Origin of the sequence: Gottfriedia acidiceleris (assembly GCF_004138285.1) — a bacterium.
Lineage (GTDB): Bacteria > Bacillota > Bacilli > Bacillales > Bacillaceae_G > Gottfriedia > Gottfriedia acidiceleris_A.
Genome location: NZ_SCFN01000003.1, coordinates 183,527 through 201,057, shown reverse-complemented (window position 1 = coordinate 201,057; position 17,531 = coordinate 183,527). Strand labels below are relative to the sequence as shown.

Sequence of the window (17,531 nt, the reverse complement as noted above, 5' to 3'; positions counted from 1 at the left end):
AAATTGGAGGGACTAAATATGTTATATCTAGCAATCTATGTATTTATCATGATCGTACTGTATAGTTTCATTCAATTATATTTAAACCGGAAGTGGAAGTTAATCTATACTACAAATGGTTATCAAAACTATTTTAAGATTATTGGTAAATTGAAGAAGAATGGGATTGAGTATAAGACGAAATTACCGATGAATTTTAGTGGTAGGAGATTTAATGAGAATACTCAATATGATATATATGTGAAAAAAGATTTAGAACATTTGGCATTACAGTCTTTATATCAAAATTAATAGAGTGATTTTGATTTTTGCCCAAGTTGTCAACTGTAGGATGTTCGCGTTCTGAGACTTTGGTCATTGCCGGGCATCCTACATTTAGTTGCTAGAAAAGAAGAATGCTAGTTTCCACTGCAGTGTACTCGTTTTATAATTTATTATAAAGAATAATAGATGTAAAATTTTTAAGTTCTTCGCCATTTCTGCCGTATTTTGGTCCATTAAATTCATTTCCTTATATAGGAGGGTTATAATATTACTCCTGCAAAGCTCCCACTTAATACTTGTTTTTTATTCTGATTTGTACATATGAAGGATGACATGATAGATATTCTATTCTCTTTTTTTTCAAATTTTTCAATTGTAACTTCACAGGATATTGTATCTCCTGAGTAAACTGGTCTTAAAAATTCGAAATTTACTGTTCGTGCTAGTACGTTATGATCTCCACCTATTTTAGTTGGTAAAGTTGCAGTCAACAAACCTTGAATGACAAGTCTTCCTTGTTCATCAGGCGTGATATGGTGAGCGCCTGCATCACCAGAAATCTTCGTAAACAATTCAACGTCTTCTACCGTAAAAGTTCGTTCAAATGTAATAATATCGCCCACTTGTAATGACAATTTATTCCCTCCTTAATAATAAAAGCCTTAATAAAATAGTTCAATTTCTTATTGTACTATCCTTCAAAATCGTTAAATAAAAAATCGGCTAAATTGTCGATTTGCTATTATTACGAAAGGGTATTAATTACGAGGTGCCCATAAAATGACAGACACACCGATTAAACAGATTACTGCACCGATCCAATCATATAAATCAGGTGATTTTTTATCAACACCCCAGCCCCATAAAATTGAAAGAACGATAAATACGCCTCCATAGGCAGCGTAAACTCTACCAAATGATGGAAAAATTTGGAACGTTGAATGACACCATAAACTGCCAAAATAATGCCTCCGATTAATCCTAAATAAGCAGATTGACCTTCTCTTAGCCATAACCATATAAGGTATCCTCCGCCAATTTCAGCTAAACCGGCTAATAAAAAAATAAATATTGCAGTTATCAAAGTTACTTCTTCCTTTCTACTAAAAAGACAAATTGATGAAAACAAATGTACAGGTATATGCCCCTTATTTTAACAATAAAGACTTAAAGAAACTATCATTCTATTTGAAATGAATTTCGGTACTAATAGAACTATTCCCATCATAATTTTATAGAAGAAAATAATATAAAGGAGGTGTCTTGTTAGTTGTTAAAAGTTAAAGTTAATTTACGTCCTGTAGTTAGTAAGATTAATTTACCAACCGTTATGAAAACAACTATTCTTCCAGGTGATTCAGTTGAAAGATTATTTATTGCAACACAGGTAGGAGAGCTCTTTTACATAGGAAATGGAGAAATCAGGACTTTTTTAGATATTCGCCCTCGGGTATTAAAATTAGGTGAGTCTGGAGGCTATGATGAACGCGGATTGCTTGGGTTAGCATTTCATCCTAATTTTTATCATAATGGGCAGTTTTATCTTCATTATTCAGTAGCTGGTTCTCAGGGGCCAGGTGCTCTTTCTAACTCTTTTAAACCTAATCCCTGTGATCCCAAAACATTAAATTTGAAATGGCTAAATAGGGAAACTCAATATGACCATATTGATACAGTTGAAGAATGGGTTCTACAATCAAGTGGTCAGCCTCAAAAACGACGGACATTATTGAACATCAGAAGACCCTTCTTGAATCATAATGGACTTAACACCTTAAATTTTTCACCCGAAACAAGTAAACTTGTTTTAACAACAGGAGATGGTGGATCAGGCTATGATCCGTTTAACCTAAGCCAAGAAAATTTGGAAATTGCGGGTAAAATAATTGAAATTGATGTAGATAAAAACATAAACGGCAATAATCCACCTATTGTCACTCGTTTTAATGAACTTCCAACAAGTATTCAAGAAACACTCACAGTAATAGCTAAAGGGGTTCGTAATATAACAGGTATTTCATATCAAAGATTTTATAATCAATATATTAAATATGTTGGAAATGTCGGTCAGGATTTAGTCGAGTCGCTTTTTTCATTTGTTCATTATAAACCAATACCAGTCTCTCAGTTAGTCCACATGAATTCTGAATCTGAGATGGAAGGATTTATTAACTTCGGTTGGAGAGGTTGGGAAGGTGCTTTTCCTACTTCGACAATAAAAGGATGCACCGAAAATCCAGATTTAGATGAGAAAACAATCGCTTATTACGATCAATCAGTAACGCTTTCAGCGAGCCGTCTTCAACCTTTAACTAGTTATTTTCATAAAGATCCAAGACCAGATAAATTTGAAGGAACTGCACATACAGGAGTCCAGTCATATATGGGAAATGAAATACCTAGTTTAACTGGTGGCGTTGTGTTTACCGATTTGGTACAAAAGGGATCTCATGCACAGGTTAAAGGAGTTTTGGCTTATACGAAATTAAGGCCAGATGGTAAACAAAGTGATTTCAGTGTCATACAAACAGATTATGATTTTGGTTCTAAACCGGCCTATTATGTAGGTTTGGGAACGAATCTAAATCAAACAAAACTCTATTTAGCGGTTTACGGTTCTATGAAAGTGACGGATTTAAACATGGGTACGATTTTTGAAATTGTACCGTGACTTTTAATTAACTTATATGAGTTTATAAACAATCACGGAGGTAATTATACACTCCAGTGGTTGTTTTATTAAGCTGATAATTGGTGTTTTCAAATAAAATTAGTCCTTGCTTAAATATAAAAGACTGATTGCCAAAGTTAAGTGTTCTCGTTATCTATTGACATAACAAAAAGTATAAATACAAGCTTCCTAAAAGAAGAAGCTTGTATCTATCATTAAAAATTACTTAAGATTGAGTGTCATTAAGTTTTTGAATTTTTTTTACCATGCCATTTCTATCGTCAAGGCAAGAAACTTCAATCAATAAATTATTAAACGTTGTGAAATAAAAGCCATAACTATTACCTCTCATGGGATAAGGTTCTTTTTCTATTTGGATGCCCCCAGCTATTAAACGAGCATACTGTTGATCTACTTCACTTGACGTTTCCACTAAAAAACCTACATGAAAAGCTTCAGGGTATCTAATTTCCATTTGCCTCTTAAATGCCTTTGGATCACTTAACACGAGAATAAATCCATGCTCATCACTTAACACTACAAGAGCTTTTCCTTTTTGTTCTAAAAATTTAAAATCAAAAAATGTTTCAAAGAATTGTCTAGCTTCTGATAAATCATCAACACATAAATTTAAATGATTCAACCTCATTCACTTTTCTCCTTTTAACAAAGATAGATTGATCTAAACCTTCTTTTGTTGTTTAAAGTTAAAACAACTAGAATATATATATGTAATTTAATTGGTAAAATATTCCTTTTATTAACATTGCTTGGTTGGTTATAAGTTATAAAGAGAACAAGTATATTTTAAGACTTGCAGCTAGTTTTTTGGGAGTAAATGACAGTTAAGTGGTATAAAATGGAATTGTTTGATACAGTTGAATTAAACATTATCATCTTATAGTGGGGAGAAATCAATGGGATATATTATGGATTTAAGAAAAGTTGTAGGTAGCCGACCTATCTTAATGGCAGGTGCAAATGTTATACTACTAGATTCACAAAAAAGAGTATTATTACAATTAAGAAAAGATAATAAGACTTGGGGATTACCTGGTGGATCATTAGAGTTGGGAGAAAATTTAGAAGAAGTGGCTAAAAGAGAATTGAAGGAAGAAACTGGTTTAACAGCATTAAACCTTGAGTTTTTTAATATTTTTTCTGGAAAAGAGTTTTATTATAAATATCCTCATGGAGATGAGGTATATAATGTAATTGCGACTTATATATGTACTGAATATACAGGTCAATTAGAGAAAGAAGAAAGCGAAGTGCTCGAGTTAGGCTTTTTTAGTTTTCATGACCTTCCATCAGAAATTAATCCACCCGAACTTCCTATTTTAAATTCGTTTAAGGATTCTAACTATTGAACTTCAGTATATAGATAAAAAAGGATCCTTTTGTAAGATCCTTTTTTTCATTTTCAATAATATATTATATTTTGTTTAACCCTTAAAAATTAAGTATTCTTATTTAAGGTCTTGATTACAAAATTAGCTTTTTTGTTCTATGTTATTTTGCAGTTGAAGTTGCTGTTTCATTTTTACAGTTTTCGCAAGTTGAATAGATTTTCACAACTTTTTTATACTCCGCGTACTCAATAGTTTCTTCGCATTCTTTACAGATTAAAATTTGCATTAGAAACACCTCCTAAACCCACTATAACACGTTCGAATCACTATTTCTCCAGGGACTTTACCCACCCTGTGGACGCGAATTGTCCCGGTCTAAAAAACGTTGAAATAGCAAGGTTTTTAAGCAGGAATTGACTTAAAAAAATTTTTTCTAGGTTTAAAAAAAAAACGAAAAATAGAACCGTTTGATTATGTTTCTGGGATCAATTTAGGCCTTGAGAAACTAATAACAATTTTTATATTATTTCATTAAAGCAAGCGATTATAGATTATCTTAATGAAAGGTCATCTTAATTGAGAATGACCCCTCAACAAGCTTCAAGGGGTCATCTTCTTTCGAATAATTTTAGTGAATAGGCATACCCCAGGATTCTTGCAATTTTTCAAGACCGGTTGGATTAGTAACTTTAAGAGTGATTTGTTTGTTGATGACTTTTTTCTCCATCAAACTATAAGAATCCCCGTCACGCAAGCCCGGCCAATAAACACTTCCGGCACCGATCGTATTAATTTTTTTGCTCATTGCACGAACATAGTTAATGTCATTCTTGTTCTTTTTTACCGAATAATCCAAGCCGCTTTTCATTGGTGCTCCCCATTCGGTAATGATGGCACGATCGGAGTATTTTCCAATTTCAATTGTTAAAATATTGGACCATCCTGTTTCTGTAAGGGAATTAATATGTACATATCCTGCATAAAACGCATAGCAGTGTACGGCAAGCATTGTTCCGTCAAGTCGTTTGTCATCACCTAGTGGATTAATATAGAGAGCGGCCAATCCAATTCCATCAAGAATTACATTTTTCTTCGGAACATTGAATCTTGTTAGCCAATCATGATAGAGATTACGTAAATCTTTTGTATTATAGCCGTAGGGCTCATTAATAGGTTCAAAATAACAGTTTGGGTTGTTTCCATACTTTTGGATAACAGTTTTCCACATGCTAAAATATTTTTTGAAATCTTCAGGTTTTCCATTTTTCGGTGGCCAATAGCAAAAAATTACTTTCCCTCTCTCTAACGCAGCATCAATGGCCCCTGTATAATTACTCCAATAATTTGCGACTGTAGCTTCATTAATGGGAAGTCTGACTGTGTTAGCACCAGTTTTGTCGAACATCTGCCCGATAATTTGTCGGCCAACTACTTTGGCAGAATCATATGTATCATTTTTGGTCAGTCCACTTACATAAATGACGCCATCAACAAAATTGTCACGCTCATCCGCCCAATTCACACCCCGTATTCCAGCTGACAGTGGTGAAGTAGGTTTATTAACGTTGATTTTTAAAAGATTTAAAAAAGCGAAAGAAGAAGCAATCAGTAAAATAATGGATGCAAAAATGCATACTACTATTAAAATTGCTCTTTTTACTATTTTCAAAATTTCCCCCCTCATCTAATTAATCTCTGTAAAATTTATTTTTAGAACTTTAATATTATTCTATGATTTATTGAAAAAGAATGAATATAGTAATAGTTTTTCCAAAGGCTCACCAAAGTGAATGGAAGTTTGATTCCAGTTAATCATAATTTGATTAAAGGCTTCTTTTTATGCACTAAATGGCAGGAGAGTTGAATAAAGAATGTTATAATTTAATGAAATGGAAATGTTAAAAAGTTCTAATTTTAACCATTAGGGGATAAGAATGAAAAAAATCTTAGTTGTAATAGCGATTTTAATAACGGGGATAGTAGGGATAAAAGGTTATTTTCTTTTTCAAAGTGGATTTGATATTAAAATAAAAAATCTAACAAATAAAGAGGTAACGGGAATATATTTGACCTATGATAATCGTAAATCTGATATAAAGATACCTAAAATTGCTTCACAAAATGACTATAAACTAAACGTAAATCCCTCTAAGGATGTTGGAGAGAGTTCAATGAGACTTCAGTATAAAGACAATAAAGGTAAATTACATACAGAAACAGTTATTGGGTATTTTGAAGGTGGCTATTCTGGAAATATATTAATTACAATAAAATCTATTGATGAAGATGGAAAACTTAAATTTAAAATTAAGGAAGATATTTCTTTATATTAAATTGTTAAGTTTTTTCATTATAAAAACCCTTTGTTCAACTAGTTTCATAGAATGTTGCAGTAAATGGCAGTTTAGGTGCATAACAATATGCGACTAAAGAGAATTTCAATTCCCAACAGAAAAAGGAAATTAGGTATTAGTAGTGGAATTTGTTAATTCGCTTGGCAGTGATCAATATGTAGGGAATGTTGTTAATATGTAAGTTGATAATTTACATTAGAGGTACTTCAGAAAAATTTTGATATTAATTAAACGTACCAACGCTCAGAATTTACTCTGAGCGTTTATTCTTTTATTGAACTAGCCTTATGATTAATATTAATAAAATAGTTTAATAATCTTTCAGTTCAATCTCGTTGGCAGCTTTAGCTATCATTTTCGTAATCATTTTAAACATTCCATTCATTAAGATGGGAAAACGTAACATTGCATTGCGTAGTAAAATTTTAAAGTTTGATTTTTCAATCATTCCTCCAGCAGTTAAAAGCCCTATTTTTTGGTTTTTTTCAACAAAATTTCTCATCTCTTTTTCATAGGAAATAAAGGACTTGTTGTAATCACCATTAGCAGCTTTCAGCTCTCCTGCAAGTACATATGCTCCGACAAGAGCCAGGCTAGTACCTTGACCTGAAAGGGGAGATGGACAATAAGCCGCATCACCTACTAAAGTAATTCGACCATTTGACCAGGTTGGCATGTGAATCTGACAAATCTCATCAAAGTAAAAATCTGTAGCTTCATTCAATTTTTTGAGCAAGTTTGGTGTTTCCCAACCTTTAAGTTCTTCAAAAGCATTTTTAATAAGATTCTTTTGTTCTTCCATATTATAACGGTCGTACTTAAGTGGCTCGGATTGGAACACTAACATGCCCTTTGCTTCCTTGTTATCATTTGCGCTATACATTCCAACAGTTTTACCTGGAACCGTATAAAGCATTTGAGAATGGTCGAGATTAAGATAATTCTCGAATTCAAAAATCGAGATATAACATCCGAGAGTATGTTTAAACTGATCTTCGTCACCAAATTTCAACGTACGAACGTTGGAATGGATTCCATCAGCCCCTATTATTAAATCAAATGTATCTGGTTTCGCATACATAAATTGAACTTCTACCCCTGTCATAGACTCATGTATAGAGGTAATTGAATCGCCCCAAATATATGTAACTTTATCCTTGGTCAAATCGAACAAAATGTTACTAAGATTTTCACGCATAATTTCAATATCCATTCCTTGCTGATTACCTATACTTGCTTCACTTATTTGACCTTTAATTTTACCTTTATCGTTCACGAAGTAAACTCCAGTCATATGAGTATCTAATGAACGAACTTGATCAAGAATACCCATTCGATCAAGAACAGAAATTGCAGCACCACGGATATCGACAGCAAATCCCCCTGGGCGTAAAGCGGGAGCTCTTTCTACTACAGTCACCTCGAAACCAAAGCGATCAAGCCAGTAAGCAAGTGCTGGCCCTGCAATGCTCGCTCCGGAAATAAGAACACGCATCGTTTGCTTCATAATTATTTAATCACTCCTAATCAAAAAAATTTAAACAACATAACAACAATATATTCACTGTTTTTTTACTTATGTACTTTCGTGAAATTACAACAATGATTCAGGGGTGCAATGAAATTGTGGGAAATTTTGAGGACTTTAAAGAATTACCTTCAAAATATGAAATTGATGAATATAAAATGGTTAAAGACTTTTGTTTAACAATTAAAGATGTGAAAATACAAAACATATTACTGATAACAATCGAAGGAAAAGGCGCATTTAGAAGATTTAAAGATGCAGTTATCGAATTTAATATTGAAATGGATTGGTATAGTTATCGTGACAGATGCTATAAAGACTTAGCGATCGAATGGTGTCAAAATAATGATATCGAGTACATAGATTAGAAAGATAAAAATGAAGGGTTTAGCGATTTGTGGTGTTTGATTTACAGGTAGCTTAAGTCAAATCAAAAAATAAAATGAATCCGTTCAGATTTCGCTGAAGGGATTTTTAACGTTTTCTTATGTAATTAGTTTGAACTAAATGCCAGTTTAGTTTAACAATTCCCCAAGATTATCTAATTAGATCGTTAGTTAATTCAACAGAGCCAATCTTCTAAAAATAATTAAAGTAATTTCAACCCATAACCAGCAATAAAGGAAAGAAAATAATAAAATAATTAGAACTGTAAAGAAGGAAAAAGAATCAGAAAATCCCGGCCCTAAGACTGGAAAGTGGAAAAGAAATAATAGACTCATAATACCTAGCATTAAAAGAGTCGCTCCAGTCGCAATGATCGATAATCTCTTTTTAAAAAAGTGAAAAGCCAAGCCTAACCCAAGTCCCAATAATCCTGTTGTAAAAGGAAAGACAATCAGTTCAGTTGGCTGTAATATGAATAATAACATGATTGTTAGAAAATAGGACTTTATTCCATCTGTAATGGAAAACATCGAACATAATAGAATAGGTGCAGTGGCGAGTGGACTTAAAAATAATCCTATACCAGGTAATAGGCCACCTGTAGCTTGAAAGAGTGCAGCAATACAAGCAAAAATAGAAGCTAAAATAAATTTCTTAGTTTTATTTTGTTTAGTAAATTTTAGTTGAAACAACCGGATTTCTTCAGTAATCGGTTTGAAAAAATACACATTTTCACCTCATTTAATGTACGATATACATCATTTATATGAGAATAATCAAATAGCAATACGCCAAACATGTTAAGGTAGGATTATGAATTATTGATAACAAATACAAATAAATGTATGATAAATACGTTGAGAATTGCATGAAAATTTCAAAATTAAAGGGGAAAATCTATGAATATTAAAATTGACAAAGAATATGTGATACAAACTGCTAAACAATTACTAGAGTTTAATAGCCCAAGTGGTTTTTGTTTTGAAATTATGGAGTTAATTCAGTCTTGGACAAATAGTTTAGGGTATGATTTTGAAACGACTAATAAAGGTTGTGGCGTAATCACTATTCCTGGTAAAAGCAATGAGCAAGTCATCGGATTATCAGCACATGTTGATACATTAGGGGCAATGGTTCGATCAATTACAAGTAAAGGTACTTTGAAATTTACAATTATTGGTGGACCAATCGTACCAACTCTTGATAGTGAATATTGCCAAATTAGAACGCGTGAAGGAAAAATATATACAGGTACATTTTTATCGACAAGTCCATCAATTCACGTATTTGAAGATAGTAAAACAAAAAAACGCGATCCAGAAAACATGGAAGTTCGTATTGATGAATGCGTTAAGTCAAAAGAGGATGTATTAAATCTTGGAATTAGCCCAGGAGACTTTATTTTCTTCGACCCGAAAACGACAATTACTGAAAGCGGATTTATAAAATCAAGATTTATTGATGATAAAGCAAGTGTAGCATGTTTAATTGGCTTACTTGAATTATTTAAAAGGGAAAAAATTGTACCTACATATACAACAAAATTATTCATTTCAACATATGAAGAAGTTGGACATGGCTCTTCTTATATCCCATCTGATATTACTGAATTAATTTCAGTTGATATGGGTTGTATAGGAGATGATTTAAGCTGTACTGAATACGATGTCTCGATTTGTGCAAAAGACTCTGGTGGACCATATGATTACAATATGACAACCGATTTAGTAAACTTAGCAAAAGAAAATGAGCTTAGCTATGCAGTAGATATTTATCCGATGTACGGGTCTGATACAGTTGCTGCTTTACGCGGAGGACAAGATATTCGTGGCGCGTTAATTGGACCAGGTGTTCATGCTTCTCATGGTATGGAAAGAACGCATTATAGTGCGATGGAAAATACAATGAAATTATTGTACTTATATTTAACAAAGTAATAATGTAAAAAAGCTGTTGTAAATCAACAGCTTTTTTAGATTAATAATTTAATTTTTGAACCCCGTTTAATTGACTATCAAATCGGTCCTCACCATTTGTTTTTACATTTTTCTTTAACGTAAATGTATAAAAATAAGCAGAGACTGACTCACGTTTTTTTTCTTGGAGTTTGTCTAATAATAATTTTTTTGTACCAGCACCAACAACTCCATCACTAGTTAATCCATTATCTTGTTGAAATGCTCTTACTGCTTGATCTGTTCCTTCAGCAAAGTAGCCATCGACGCCGTTTGTAGAGTAACCTAATTTTGTTAATGTATTCTGCAGCCATTCAACCTCTGAACCTACACTTCCGAGTTTTAAACTAGTAGGAATATCCGTTGGTTTTGTTACAACTACACTTCCTGAATCTTCATCAAATAAATGATTTGCAACGGCGATGTCTTGAAACGACAGGTTTGATGAAGTGATTAAAACAGTAGCCCCTTTTTGAACACGATCAAATAACCATTCTACTTCTTCATCATACATGCGTACACATCCATGACTAGCATAAGTTCCAATAGAACTTGGATTATTATTCCCGTGGATTGCATAGGTTGTACCCCATGTTCCTCTAGCATTTAAACCTAACCACCTATTACCAAGCGGGTTTTTTGGATCACCACCAGGAATATTCTCCTTATAATAAGGACGATTAACAATTTTAACGACGATTTTAAACTTTCCTTCAGGAGTTAGATCCTGACTCTTACCGGTTGCAACTTTAAAAACTTTTACCAATTTACCATTCTCATAAAAAGCTAATCTATTAATCGACTTATTAATAATGATAAATTGCGAAACAGGTTTTGTTTCTGCGGCGAAAGACTGAACAAAAGAAGTGCTAAAAAATAAAAGTAGTACTAAGAAAAAAAGAAACCAGCGCTTGATCAAAATTTTCCCCCCAACAATATATAGAAAATACATAGCCTTATATATTATGAAAGGATCGCTTGTCCTATCTAATAAAAATTTCAAATTAAGAAAAAAATAGATTAATGGGAAAACTGGAAAAGATTTAGATATTTAGTATTAAAAATGGATTGGTAAGTCTTTTGGATTTTTAAACATTATGAATATAAATCTATGATGAAAAATGTAAATGTTTGCATTAGTGAACAATCTTGTTAAAATAGAAAATGTAAGCGGTTAAATAGGGTGTATGAATAAATGATTTTTAAAACTAGGGAACTTTTACTGCAAAAACATGCACACGATTGCATAGTTTTAGTAAAAGGGTTTGAATGATTTGAAATTTCACGTACCATATTGATGAATTTAGAAGAAATCACAATTAAATTTTTTTAGTTTTTAAGATTTTACATAAGCTAGGAGGCAATTTAAATGGAGAAAAAATGGTGGCATAATAGTGTAGTTTATCAAATATATCCTAGAAGTTTTATGGATAGTAACGCTGATGGAATCGGTGATTTAAAAGGAATAATCGAAAAGCTTGATTATTTAAAGCTTTTAGGAATAGATGTTATTTGGTTGAGTCCTGTATATAAATCTCCTAATGATGATAATGGTTACGATATTAGTGATTATTGTGACATTATGGAAGAGTTCGGTACGATGAATGATATGGATGAATTAATTTCTGAAGCGAATAATCGAGGGATTAAAATCGTAATGGATTTAGTCGTGAACCATACATCTGATGAGCATCCGTGGTTCATTGAATCTCGAAAGAGCAAAGATAACCCATATAGAGACTATTATGTTTGGAGAGATCCTGTGAATGGAAGTGAACCAAATGACCTTCCTTCTGTATTCAGTGGCAGTGCTTGGGAATATGATGAACAAACTGGACAATATTTCTTGCATTTATTTAGTAAAAGGCAGCCTGATTTAAACTGGAAGAATCCAAAAGTCCACGAAGAAGTATATAATATGATGAACTTTTGGCTTGATAAAGGAATTGGTGGGTTCCGTATGGATGTAATAGATTTAATTGGGAAGATTCCTGATCAAGAGATTACAGCAAATGGTCCAAAGCTACATGAATACTTGCAAGAGATGAATAAAAAAACTTTTGGAAATCACGATGTACTAACTGTTGGTGAAACTTGGGGAGCAACTCCAGAAATTGCAAAGCTTTATTCAGATCCTGCTAGAAATGAATTAAGTATGATCTTTCAATTTGAGCATATCGGTCTTGATCAACAAGAAGGTAAAGAAAAATGGGATTTAAAGCCTTTGAATTTGTTAGAGCTAAAAGAAGTTTTTAATAAGTGGCAAACTCAGCTTGATGGAAAGGCTTGGAATAGCTTGTTCTGGAACAATCATGATTTACCACGAATTGTTTCTAGATGGGGTAATGATAAAGAATATCGTATTGAAAGTGCGAAAATGCTTGCTACAATCCTTCATTTAATGCAAGGTACACCTTATATTTATCAAGGTGAAGAAATTGGAATGACAAATATTCGATTTGAAAGCATTGATGAATATGACGATATTGAAACGAAAAATATGTATAATGACCGTATTTCAAAAGGATACAAGCATGAAGACATAATGGAATCGATTTATAAAAAAGGTAGAGATAATGCACGTACTCCAATGCAATGGAACGGAGAAAAGCATGGAGGTTTTACAAAAGGAAACCCTTGGTTAACAGTAAATCCGAATTTTACTAAAATAAATGTTGAACAATCGATAAACGATCCAGATTCAATTTTCCATCATTATCGCCAGTTAATCCAATTGCGAAAAGAAAATCCTGCAATTGTTTATGGTTCTTTTGAAATGCTTGCTGAAAATGATGAAAAAGTATTTGCTTATATAAGGCAGTATAATGATGAAAAATTATTAATTGTAGCTAACTTTACAAATGAGGAATCAAAATTTAGTTATAGTGATCGCTATGATGAAGTAAGTATACTTTTAAGTAATTATAAAGATTCGAGTTTAACGGGTGTGAATAGTAGCTTAAGACCGTATGAAGCAATTGTTTATAAAATTAAATAAAAAAATTAAATTATAAATTTATTAAAAATAGTTTGACATTTTAAAGTCCACTCGTATATGATAAGAATATCAAATAAGAAGGAGGTAGGTTAACATGATGATTGTAAGAAATTTAAACTGTGAAGCATCACAAAATTTCATAATGATTATGAACCCTATCTCTACGCAGGACGGACCACGTTGAAACTTAGATTTCAATTGACGATTTAGCCATGGGTTTATATTTCCCATGGCTTTTTTGTGCCAAAAATAAACGATTCATTTATGTTTGTTTTTGGGCGAAACGTTTCTTTATGGCCATGGGGTATGGAAAATATTCCCATGGCCTTTTTATTGTCAAAAAAAGTGGAGGGTTGCGTAGAGTTAGGTTAATTGATACAAGGGAGGTATAAATTTGTCTCGAATTTTAAAATATGTCTTTAGGCATAAGCTTTCATTTATTATTGGTTCAATTTCAATGGTTTTAGTAATAGGTGTGGATCATTTAATTCCTTATTTACAAATGATTCTAATCGATGATGGTATTACGAAAGGAAAAGCATCAGTAGTAGTTCCAGTTATTTGCGGTATTATTGGTGTCACAATCATTAAATCAATTTTTGGTTATGTAAAAGAATACTTATATGACTTAGTAAGCTCAAAGGTACATGAAGATATAAAAAATGATATGTTCAAGCATATTCAAAGTTTTGAGTTTAAGTATTTTGACTCGATGAATACGGGTGAATTACTTTCGAGAATTAATGAAGATGTGGAAAATATCTGGCAAACGATTGCGTTTGGACTAAGATTGTTTGTTGAAAATATTATTTATTTTACTGTCAGTACAGTTATCTTATTTGTAATTAATTGGAAGTTGGCACTAATTTGTTTAGTAATTATGATCCCAATTGGATATATGGGGACGCGTTTAAATCGCTTACTTAATAAAGGTTACGGTAAAATAAGTGACCATACAGCTGAAATCAATACGACTGCTCAACAAAATATTGCGGGTGTAAGATTGGTTAAAGCATTTGCTAGAGAAAAGCATGAGACTTTGAAATTTTTGAAAATGAATCGTGGATATTATGATTTAAATATGGCTCAAGCTAAAACAATGCGTAAATATTTTCCTAATATTGAATTTTTAACAAATATTGCGCTAGTAGCAATGATTATTATCGGTGGATATTTCGTTTTACAACATAGCATGACGCTAGGTGAACTAGTTGCATTTAGTGGATATATTTGGAACTTAATTTGGCCGATGAGAATGTTAGGCTGGTTAACAGATGTACTTTCTAAAAACCAAGCTTCTGCGAAGAAGATTTTTGAAATTTTAGATCGTAAAACAGAAATTGAAAACAAAGAAGGTGCATATACACCTAATCTTGTTGACGGTTCAGTGGAATATAAAAATGTAAGCTTTAAATACAATGATGAAATTGTCTTAAAAGATATTAATCTATATATTCCAAGCGGTAGTAAAGTAGCCATTATGGGAACGACAGGTGCTGGGAAATCTTCAATTCTTCATCTTATTGGTCGCTCATATGATGTGGCTGAAGGAGAAGTTCTAGTAGATGGCGTTAATGTTAAAGATTTTAATCTAACATCTTTACGTCAAAATATGTCTTTAGTTTCCCAGGATACATTCCTTTTCTCAGATACGATTGAAAATAATATTAAACTAGGAAACCCAGATGCTACAATGGATGAAATCCGTGAGGCTTGCCGTATTGCTTGTTGTCTAGACTTTATTGAAGAGCTAGAAGAAGGATTCAATACGGAAATAGGTGAACGAGGAATTGGTTTATCTGGTGGGCAAAAACAACGTATATCAATTGCCCGCGCATTATTAAGAAATGCTCCAATCCTAATTTTAGATGATGCAACTTCTGCATTAGATATGGAAACGGAGTATGAATTATTACACAATTTAAATAAACGTTTCTCACATAGTACAACATTTATAATTGCACACCGTATTTCAGCAGTAAAAAATGCCGATGTAATTTTATTTGTTGAAAATGGAGAAATAGTTGAAAAAGGAAATCATAAACAATTACTTGATAAAAAGGGAAGATATTTTGAAGTCTATGAAGAACAATTCAAGGATTTTGAAACAGTAGAAAGCGGGGTGTTCTAATGGCACAAAATACGATAAATCGTGATGAAGACCAATTAAATCGGAGTAAGACCGAGCTTATTTTTAGGCTCGGGACTTATTTAAAACCTTATAAATTAAAAACATTTACCGTTATTTGTTTAATGTTATTTGTAATGGTAATTGGGATATTAAACCCATATTTACTAAAGGTAGCGATTGATACAAATATTAAAAATCACGATGTAAAAGGGCTTATAATAATTGGAGCTGTATTATTAGCACTGAATTTCTTAGCAATGATTGCATCAAAAACACGTTGGACGATGATTAGCTCCGTTACGAATAATATTTTAGTAAATATTCGGCATGAGCTATACACACATATTCAAAAACTATCATTTACGTTTTTTGATAATCGACCAGTTGGAAAAATTTTGGCTCGTGTAATGGGGGATATTAGTGCTCTCCAAAATTTATTCAACCAAAGTATTCAAACATTAATTCCGGAATTACTAAGCTTAGTTTGCGTTACAGTCGTAATGTTTATCTTAAATGTTAAACTTGCAATCGCATCAGTATCAATTCTTCCATTTTTGGCAGTTGCAATGTTTTATATTGAAACACGCGCACGTAAAAGATGGGATGATTACCGAAAAAAACGTTCAAATTTAATTGCGTTTATACATGAAGATTTTTCAGGAATAAAAGTAGTTCAATCCTTTGCGAAAGAAAAAGATAAAGAAAAAGACTTCAAAGTAAAGGTTTCTGAATTAATGGGATCATTCATGAGAGCAGTAAAAATGAATGACTTCTTTTGGCCATTAGTTGAGCTTTCATGGGGTGTTGGTACTGTAATTGTATTTTATGTTGGATATAAGCTTGTAACTAGTCAAGAAATTGAAGTCGGAACATTAATCGCATTTTCAATGTATATTGGCATGTTCTGGCGTCCAATTATGAACTTATCAAACTTTTATAATACATTAATATCAAACTTCTCGGCAGCTGATCGTATTTTTGACATTATGGATATTGATCCAGAAATTATTAGTGAAGAAAATGCACCACCAATTGCACGAATAAATGGTAAAGTTCAATTTAGAAATGTGACTTTTGGTTATGATGAAAACTCTACCGTATTAAAAAATGTGAATTTCACAATAAATCCCGGTGAAAAAATTGCATTGGTAGGTGCAACAGGAGCAGGGAAAACGACGATTGTTTCACTTTTAAGCCGATTCTATGATCCTTTAAAGGGTGAAATTTTAGTTGATGGAAACGATATTAAAAAAGTAGATTTAGAATCCTTTAGAAGTCAAATGGGAATTATGCTACAAGATACATTCCTATTCTCAACATCGATTATGGAAAATATTCGATACGGTAAATTAAATGCTACAGATGAAGAAGTAATTGCTGCAGCTAAAGCAGTCCATGCTCATGACTTTATCATTAAAATGGAGAATGGGTATGATACAGATGTAAACGAGAGGGGCTCAAGACTTTCGTTAGGTCAAAGACAATTAATCTCTTTTGCTCGCGCTCTACTAGCTGATCCTAGAATTTTGATATTAGATGAAGCTACTTCGAATATCGATACACATACAGAGAAGCTTGTGCAAAATGGAATTGAAAAGCTATTAGAAGGTCGTACTTCATTTGTCATTGCCCACCGATTATCGACAATTCGTGACTGCGACAAAATTATGGTAATCGGAAACGGAAATGTCGAGGAAAGCGGGACACATGAAGAGTTATTAGGATTAAAAGGACATTATTATAAGCTATACATGGCGCAATATAGCTTCATTAATGATGGAGCATAATTAATCTGTTTTGATTAGATTGGGGCTGTCTCAAAAGTCAGGTTAACTGACATATGGGCGGCCTCTTTTTTATTAATTGCGATCCTAAAATACTTATTTGCAGT

The 17,531-nt window shown here is 32.5% G+C and carries 16 protein-coding genes and 1 pseudogene; 9 read left to right on the top strand and 8 right to left on the bottom strand.

Annotation, left to right across the window (positions count from 1 at the left end; genetic code table 11):
* Positions 1–18 precede the first annotated feature (18 nt).
* Positions 19–291 carry a hypothetical protein gene (locus tag EP747_RS06220; RefSeq protein WP_129689017.1) on the top strand — a complete coding sequence of 91 codons (273 nt, stop codon included), beginning with the start codon at positions 19–21 and terminating at the stop codon, positions 289–291.
* Between the two features lie 233 nt (positions 292–524).
* Here EP747_RS06220 and EP747_RS06215 read toward each other — a convergent pair whose 3' ends face one another.
* A complete protein-coding gene (locus tag EP747_RS06215) occupies positions 525–899 on the bottom strand; it encodes an enoyl-CoA hydratase (protein WP_129689016.1) in 375 nt (124 codons plus the stop codon).
* Between the two features lie 123 nt (positions 900–1,022).
* Positions 1,023–1,348, bottom strand: a pseudogene (locus tag EP747_RS06210) (YnfA family protein).
* A gap of 186 nt (positions 1,349–1,534) precedes the next feature.
* On the opposite strand from EP747_RS06210, the gene EP747_RS06205 reads away from it, so the two are divergent.
* Complete coding sequence (locus EP747_RS06205; RefSeq protein ID WP_129689015.1) at positions 1,535–2,935, top strand: PQQ-dependent sugar dehydrogenase; 1,401 nt, start codon at positions 1,535–1,537, stop codon at positions 2,933–2,935.
* A gap of 226 nt (positions 2,936–3,161) precedes the next feature.
* Here the strand turns inward: EP747_RS06205 and EP747_RS06200 are convergent, their stop codons facing one another.
* Positions 3,162–3,584, bottom strand: a complete 423-nt coding sequence (locus EP747_RS06200; protein WP_129689014.1) for a VOC family protein — start codon at positions 3,582–3,584, stop codon at positions 3,162–3,164.
* Between the two features lie 268 nt (positions 3,585–3,852).
* On the opposite strand from EP747_RS06200, the gene EP747_RS06195 reads away from it, so the two are divergent.
* Positions 3,853–4,305, top strand: a complete 453-nt coding sequence (locus EP747_RS06195; RefSeq protein ID WP_129689013.1) for an NUDIX hydrolase — start codon at positions 3,853–3,855, stop codon at positions 4,303–4,305.
* A 142-nt stretch (positions 4,306–4,447) separates the two neighbouring features.
* Here the strand turns inward: EP747_RS06195 and EP747_RS06190 are convergent, their stop codons facing one another.
* Both EP747_RS06190 and EP747_RS06185 read right to left on the bottom strand, forming a co-directional pair.
* Positions 4,448–4,573 (bottom strand): GapA-binding peptide SR1P, encoded by a 126-nt coding sequence (locus tag EP747_RS06190; RefSeq protein ID WP_129689012.1) that lies wholly within the window; start codon positions 4,571–4,573, stop codon positions 4,448–4,450.
* A 342-nt stretch (positions 4,574–4,915) separates the two neighbouring features.
* Positions 4,916–5,956, bottom strand: coding sequence for a glycoside hydrolase family 5 protein (locus tag EP747_RS06185; RefSeq protein ID WP_165346887.1), 1,041 nt, complete (start codon positions 5,954–5,956; stop codon positions 4,916–4,918).
* Between the two features lie 265 nt (positions 5,957–6,221).
* Here EP747_RS06185 and EP747_RS06180 point away from each other — a divergent pair, with 265 nt between their 5' ends.
* A complete protein-coding gene (locus EP747_RS06180) occupies positions 6,222–6,620 on the top strand; it encodes a hypothetical protein (RefSeq protein ID WP_129689010.1) in 399 nt (132 codons plus the stop codon).
* Between the two features lie 331 nt (positions 6,621–6,951).
* Here the strand turns inward: EP747_RS06180 and EP747_RS06175 are convergent, their stop codons facing one another.
* On the bottom strand, positions 6,952–8,148 hold the full coding sequence (locus EP747_RS06175) for an FAD-dependent monooxygenase (protein WP_129689009.1): 1,197 nt from the start codon (positions 8,146–8,148) through the stop codon (positions 6,952–6,954).
* Between the two features lie 119 nt (positions 8,149–8,267).
* Between EP747_RS06175 and EP747_RS06170 the strand changes: the two genes are divergently transcribed.
* A complete protein-coding gene (locus EP747_RS06170; RefSeq protein WP_165346885.1) occupies positions 8,268–8,537 on the top strand; it encodes a UPF0158 family protein in 270 nt (89 codons plus the stop codon).
* Positions 8,538–8,726: 189 nt separating this feature from the next.
* Here EP747_RS06170 and EP747_RS06165 read toward each other — a convergent pair whose 3' ends face one another.
* A complete protein-coding gene (locus EP747_RS06165) occupies positions 8,727–9,284 on the bottom strand; it encodes a hypothetical protein (protein ID WP_129689007.1) in 558 nt (185 codons plus the stop codon).
* Positions 9,285–9,455: 171 nt separating this feature from the next.
* Here EP747_RS06165 and EP747_RS06160 point away from each other — a divergent pair, with 171 nt between their 5' ends.
* Complete coding sequence (locus tag EP747_RS06160) at positions 9,456–10,493, top strand: M42 family metallopeptidase (RefSeq protein WP_097978693.1); 1,038 nt, start codon at positions 9,456–9,458, stop codon at positions 10,491–10,493.
* 40 nt (positions 10,494–10,533) lie between these two features.
* Here the strand turns inward: EP747_RS06160 and EP747_RS06155 are convergent, their stop codons facing one another.
* Positions 10,534–11,430 carry a L,D-transpeptidase family protein gene (locus tag EP747_RS06155; RefSeq protein WP_235832779.1) on the bottom strand — a complete coding sequence of 299 codons (897 nt, stop codon included), beginning with the start codon at positions 11,428–11,430 and terminating at the stop codon, positions 10,534–10,536.
* A gap of 450 nt (positions 11,431–11,880) precedes the next feature.
* Here EP747_RS06155 and EP747_RS06150 point away from each other — a divergent pair, with 450 nt between their 5' ends.
* The 3 genes from EP747_RS06150 (at position 11,881) to EP747_RS06140 (ending at position 17,427) form a co-directional block, all read left to right on the top strand.
* A complete protein-coding gene (locus EP747_RS06150) occupies positions 11,881–13,509 on the top strand; it encodes a glycoside hydrolase family 13 protein (protein ID WP_129689005.1) in 1,629 nt (542 codons plus the stop codon).
* A 394-nt stretch (positions 13,510–13,903) separates the two neighbouring features.
* Positions 13,904–15,640, top strand: a complete 1,737-nt coding sequence (locus EP747_RS06145) for an ABC transporter ATP-binding protein (RefSeq protein WP_129689004.1) — start codon at positions 13,904–13,906, stop codon at positions 15,638–15,640.
* Positions 15,640–17,427 (top strand): ABC transporter ATP-binding protein, encoded by a 1,788-nt coding sequence (locus EP747_RS06140; RefSeq protein ID WP_129689003.1) that lies wholly within the window; start codon positions 15,640–15,642, stop codon positions 17,425–17,427. The genes EP747_RS06145 and EP747_RS06140 overlap by 1 nt, the downstream gene beginning before the upstream one ends.
* The last annotated feature ends 104 nt before the right edge of the window (positions 17,428–17,531 follow it).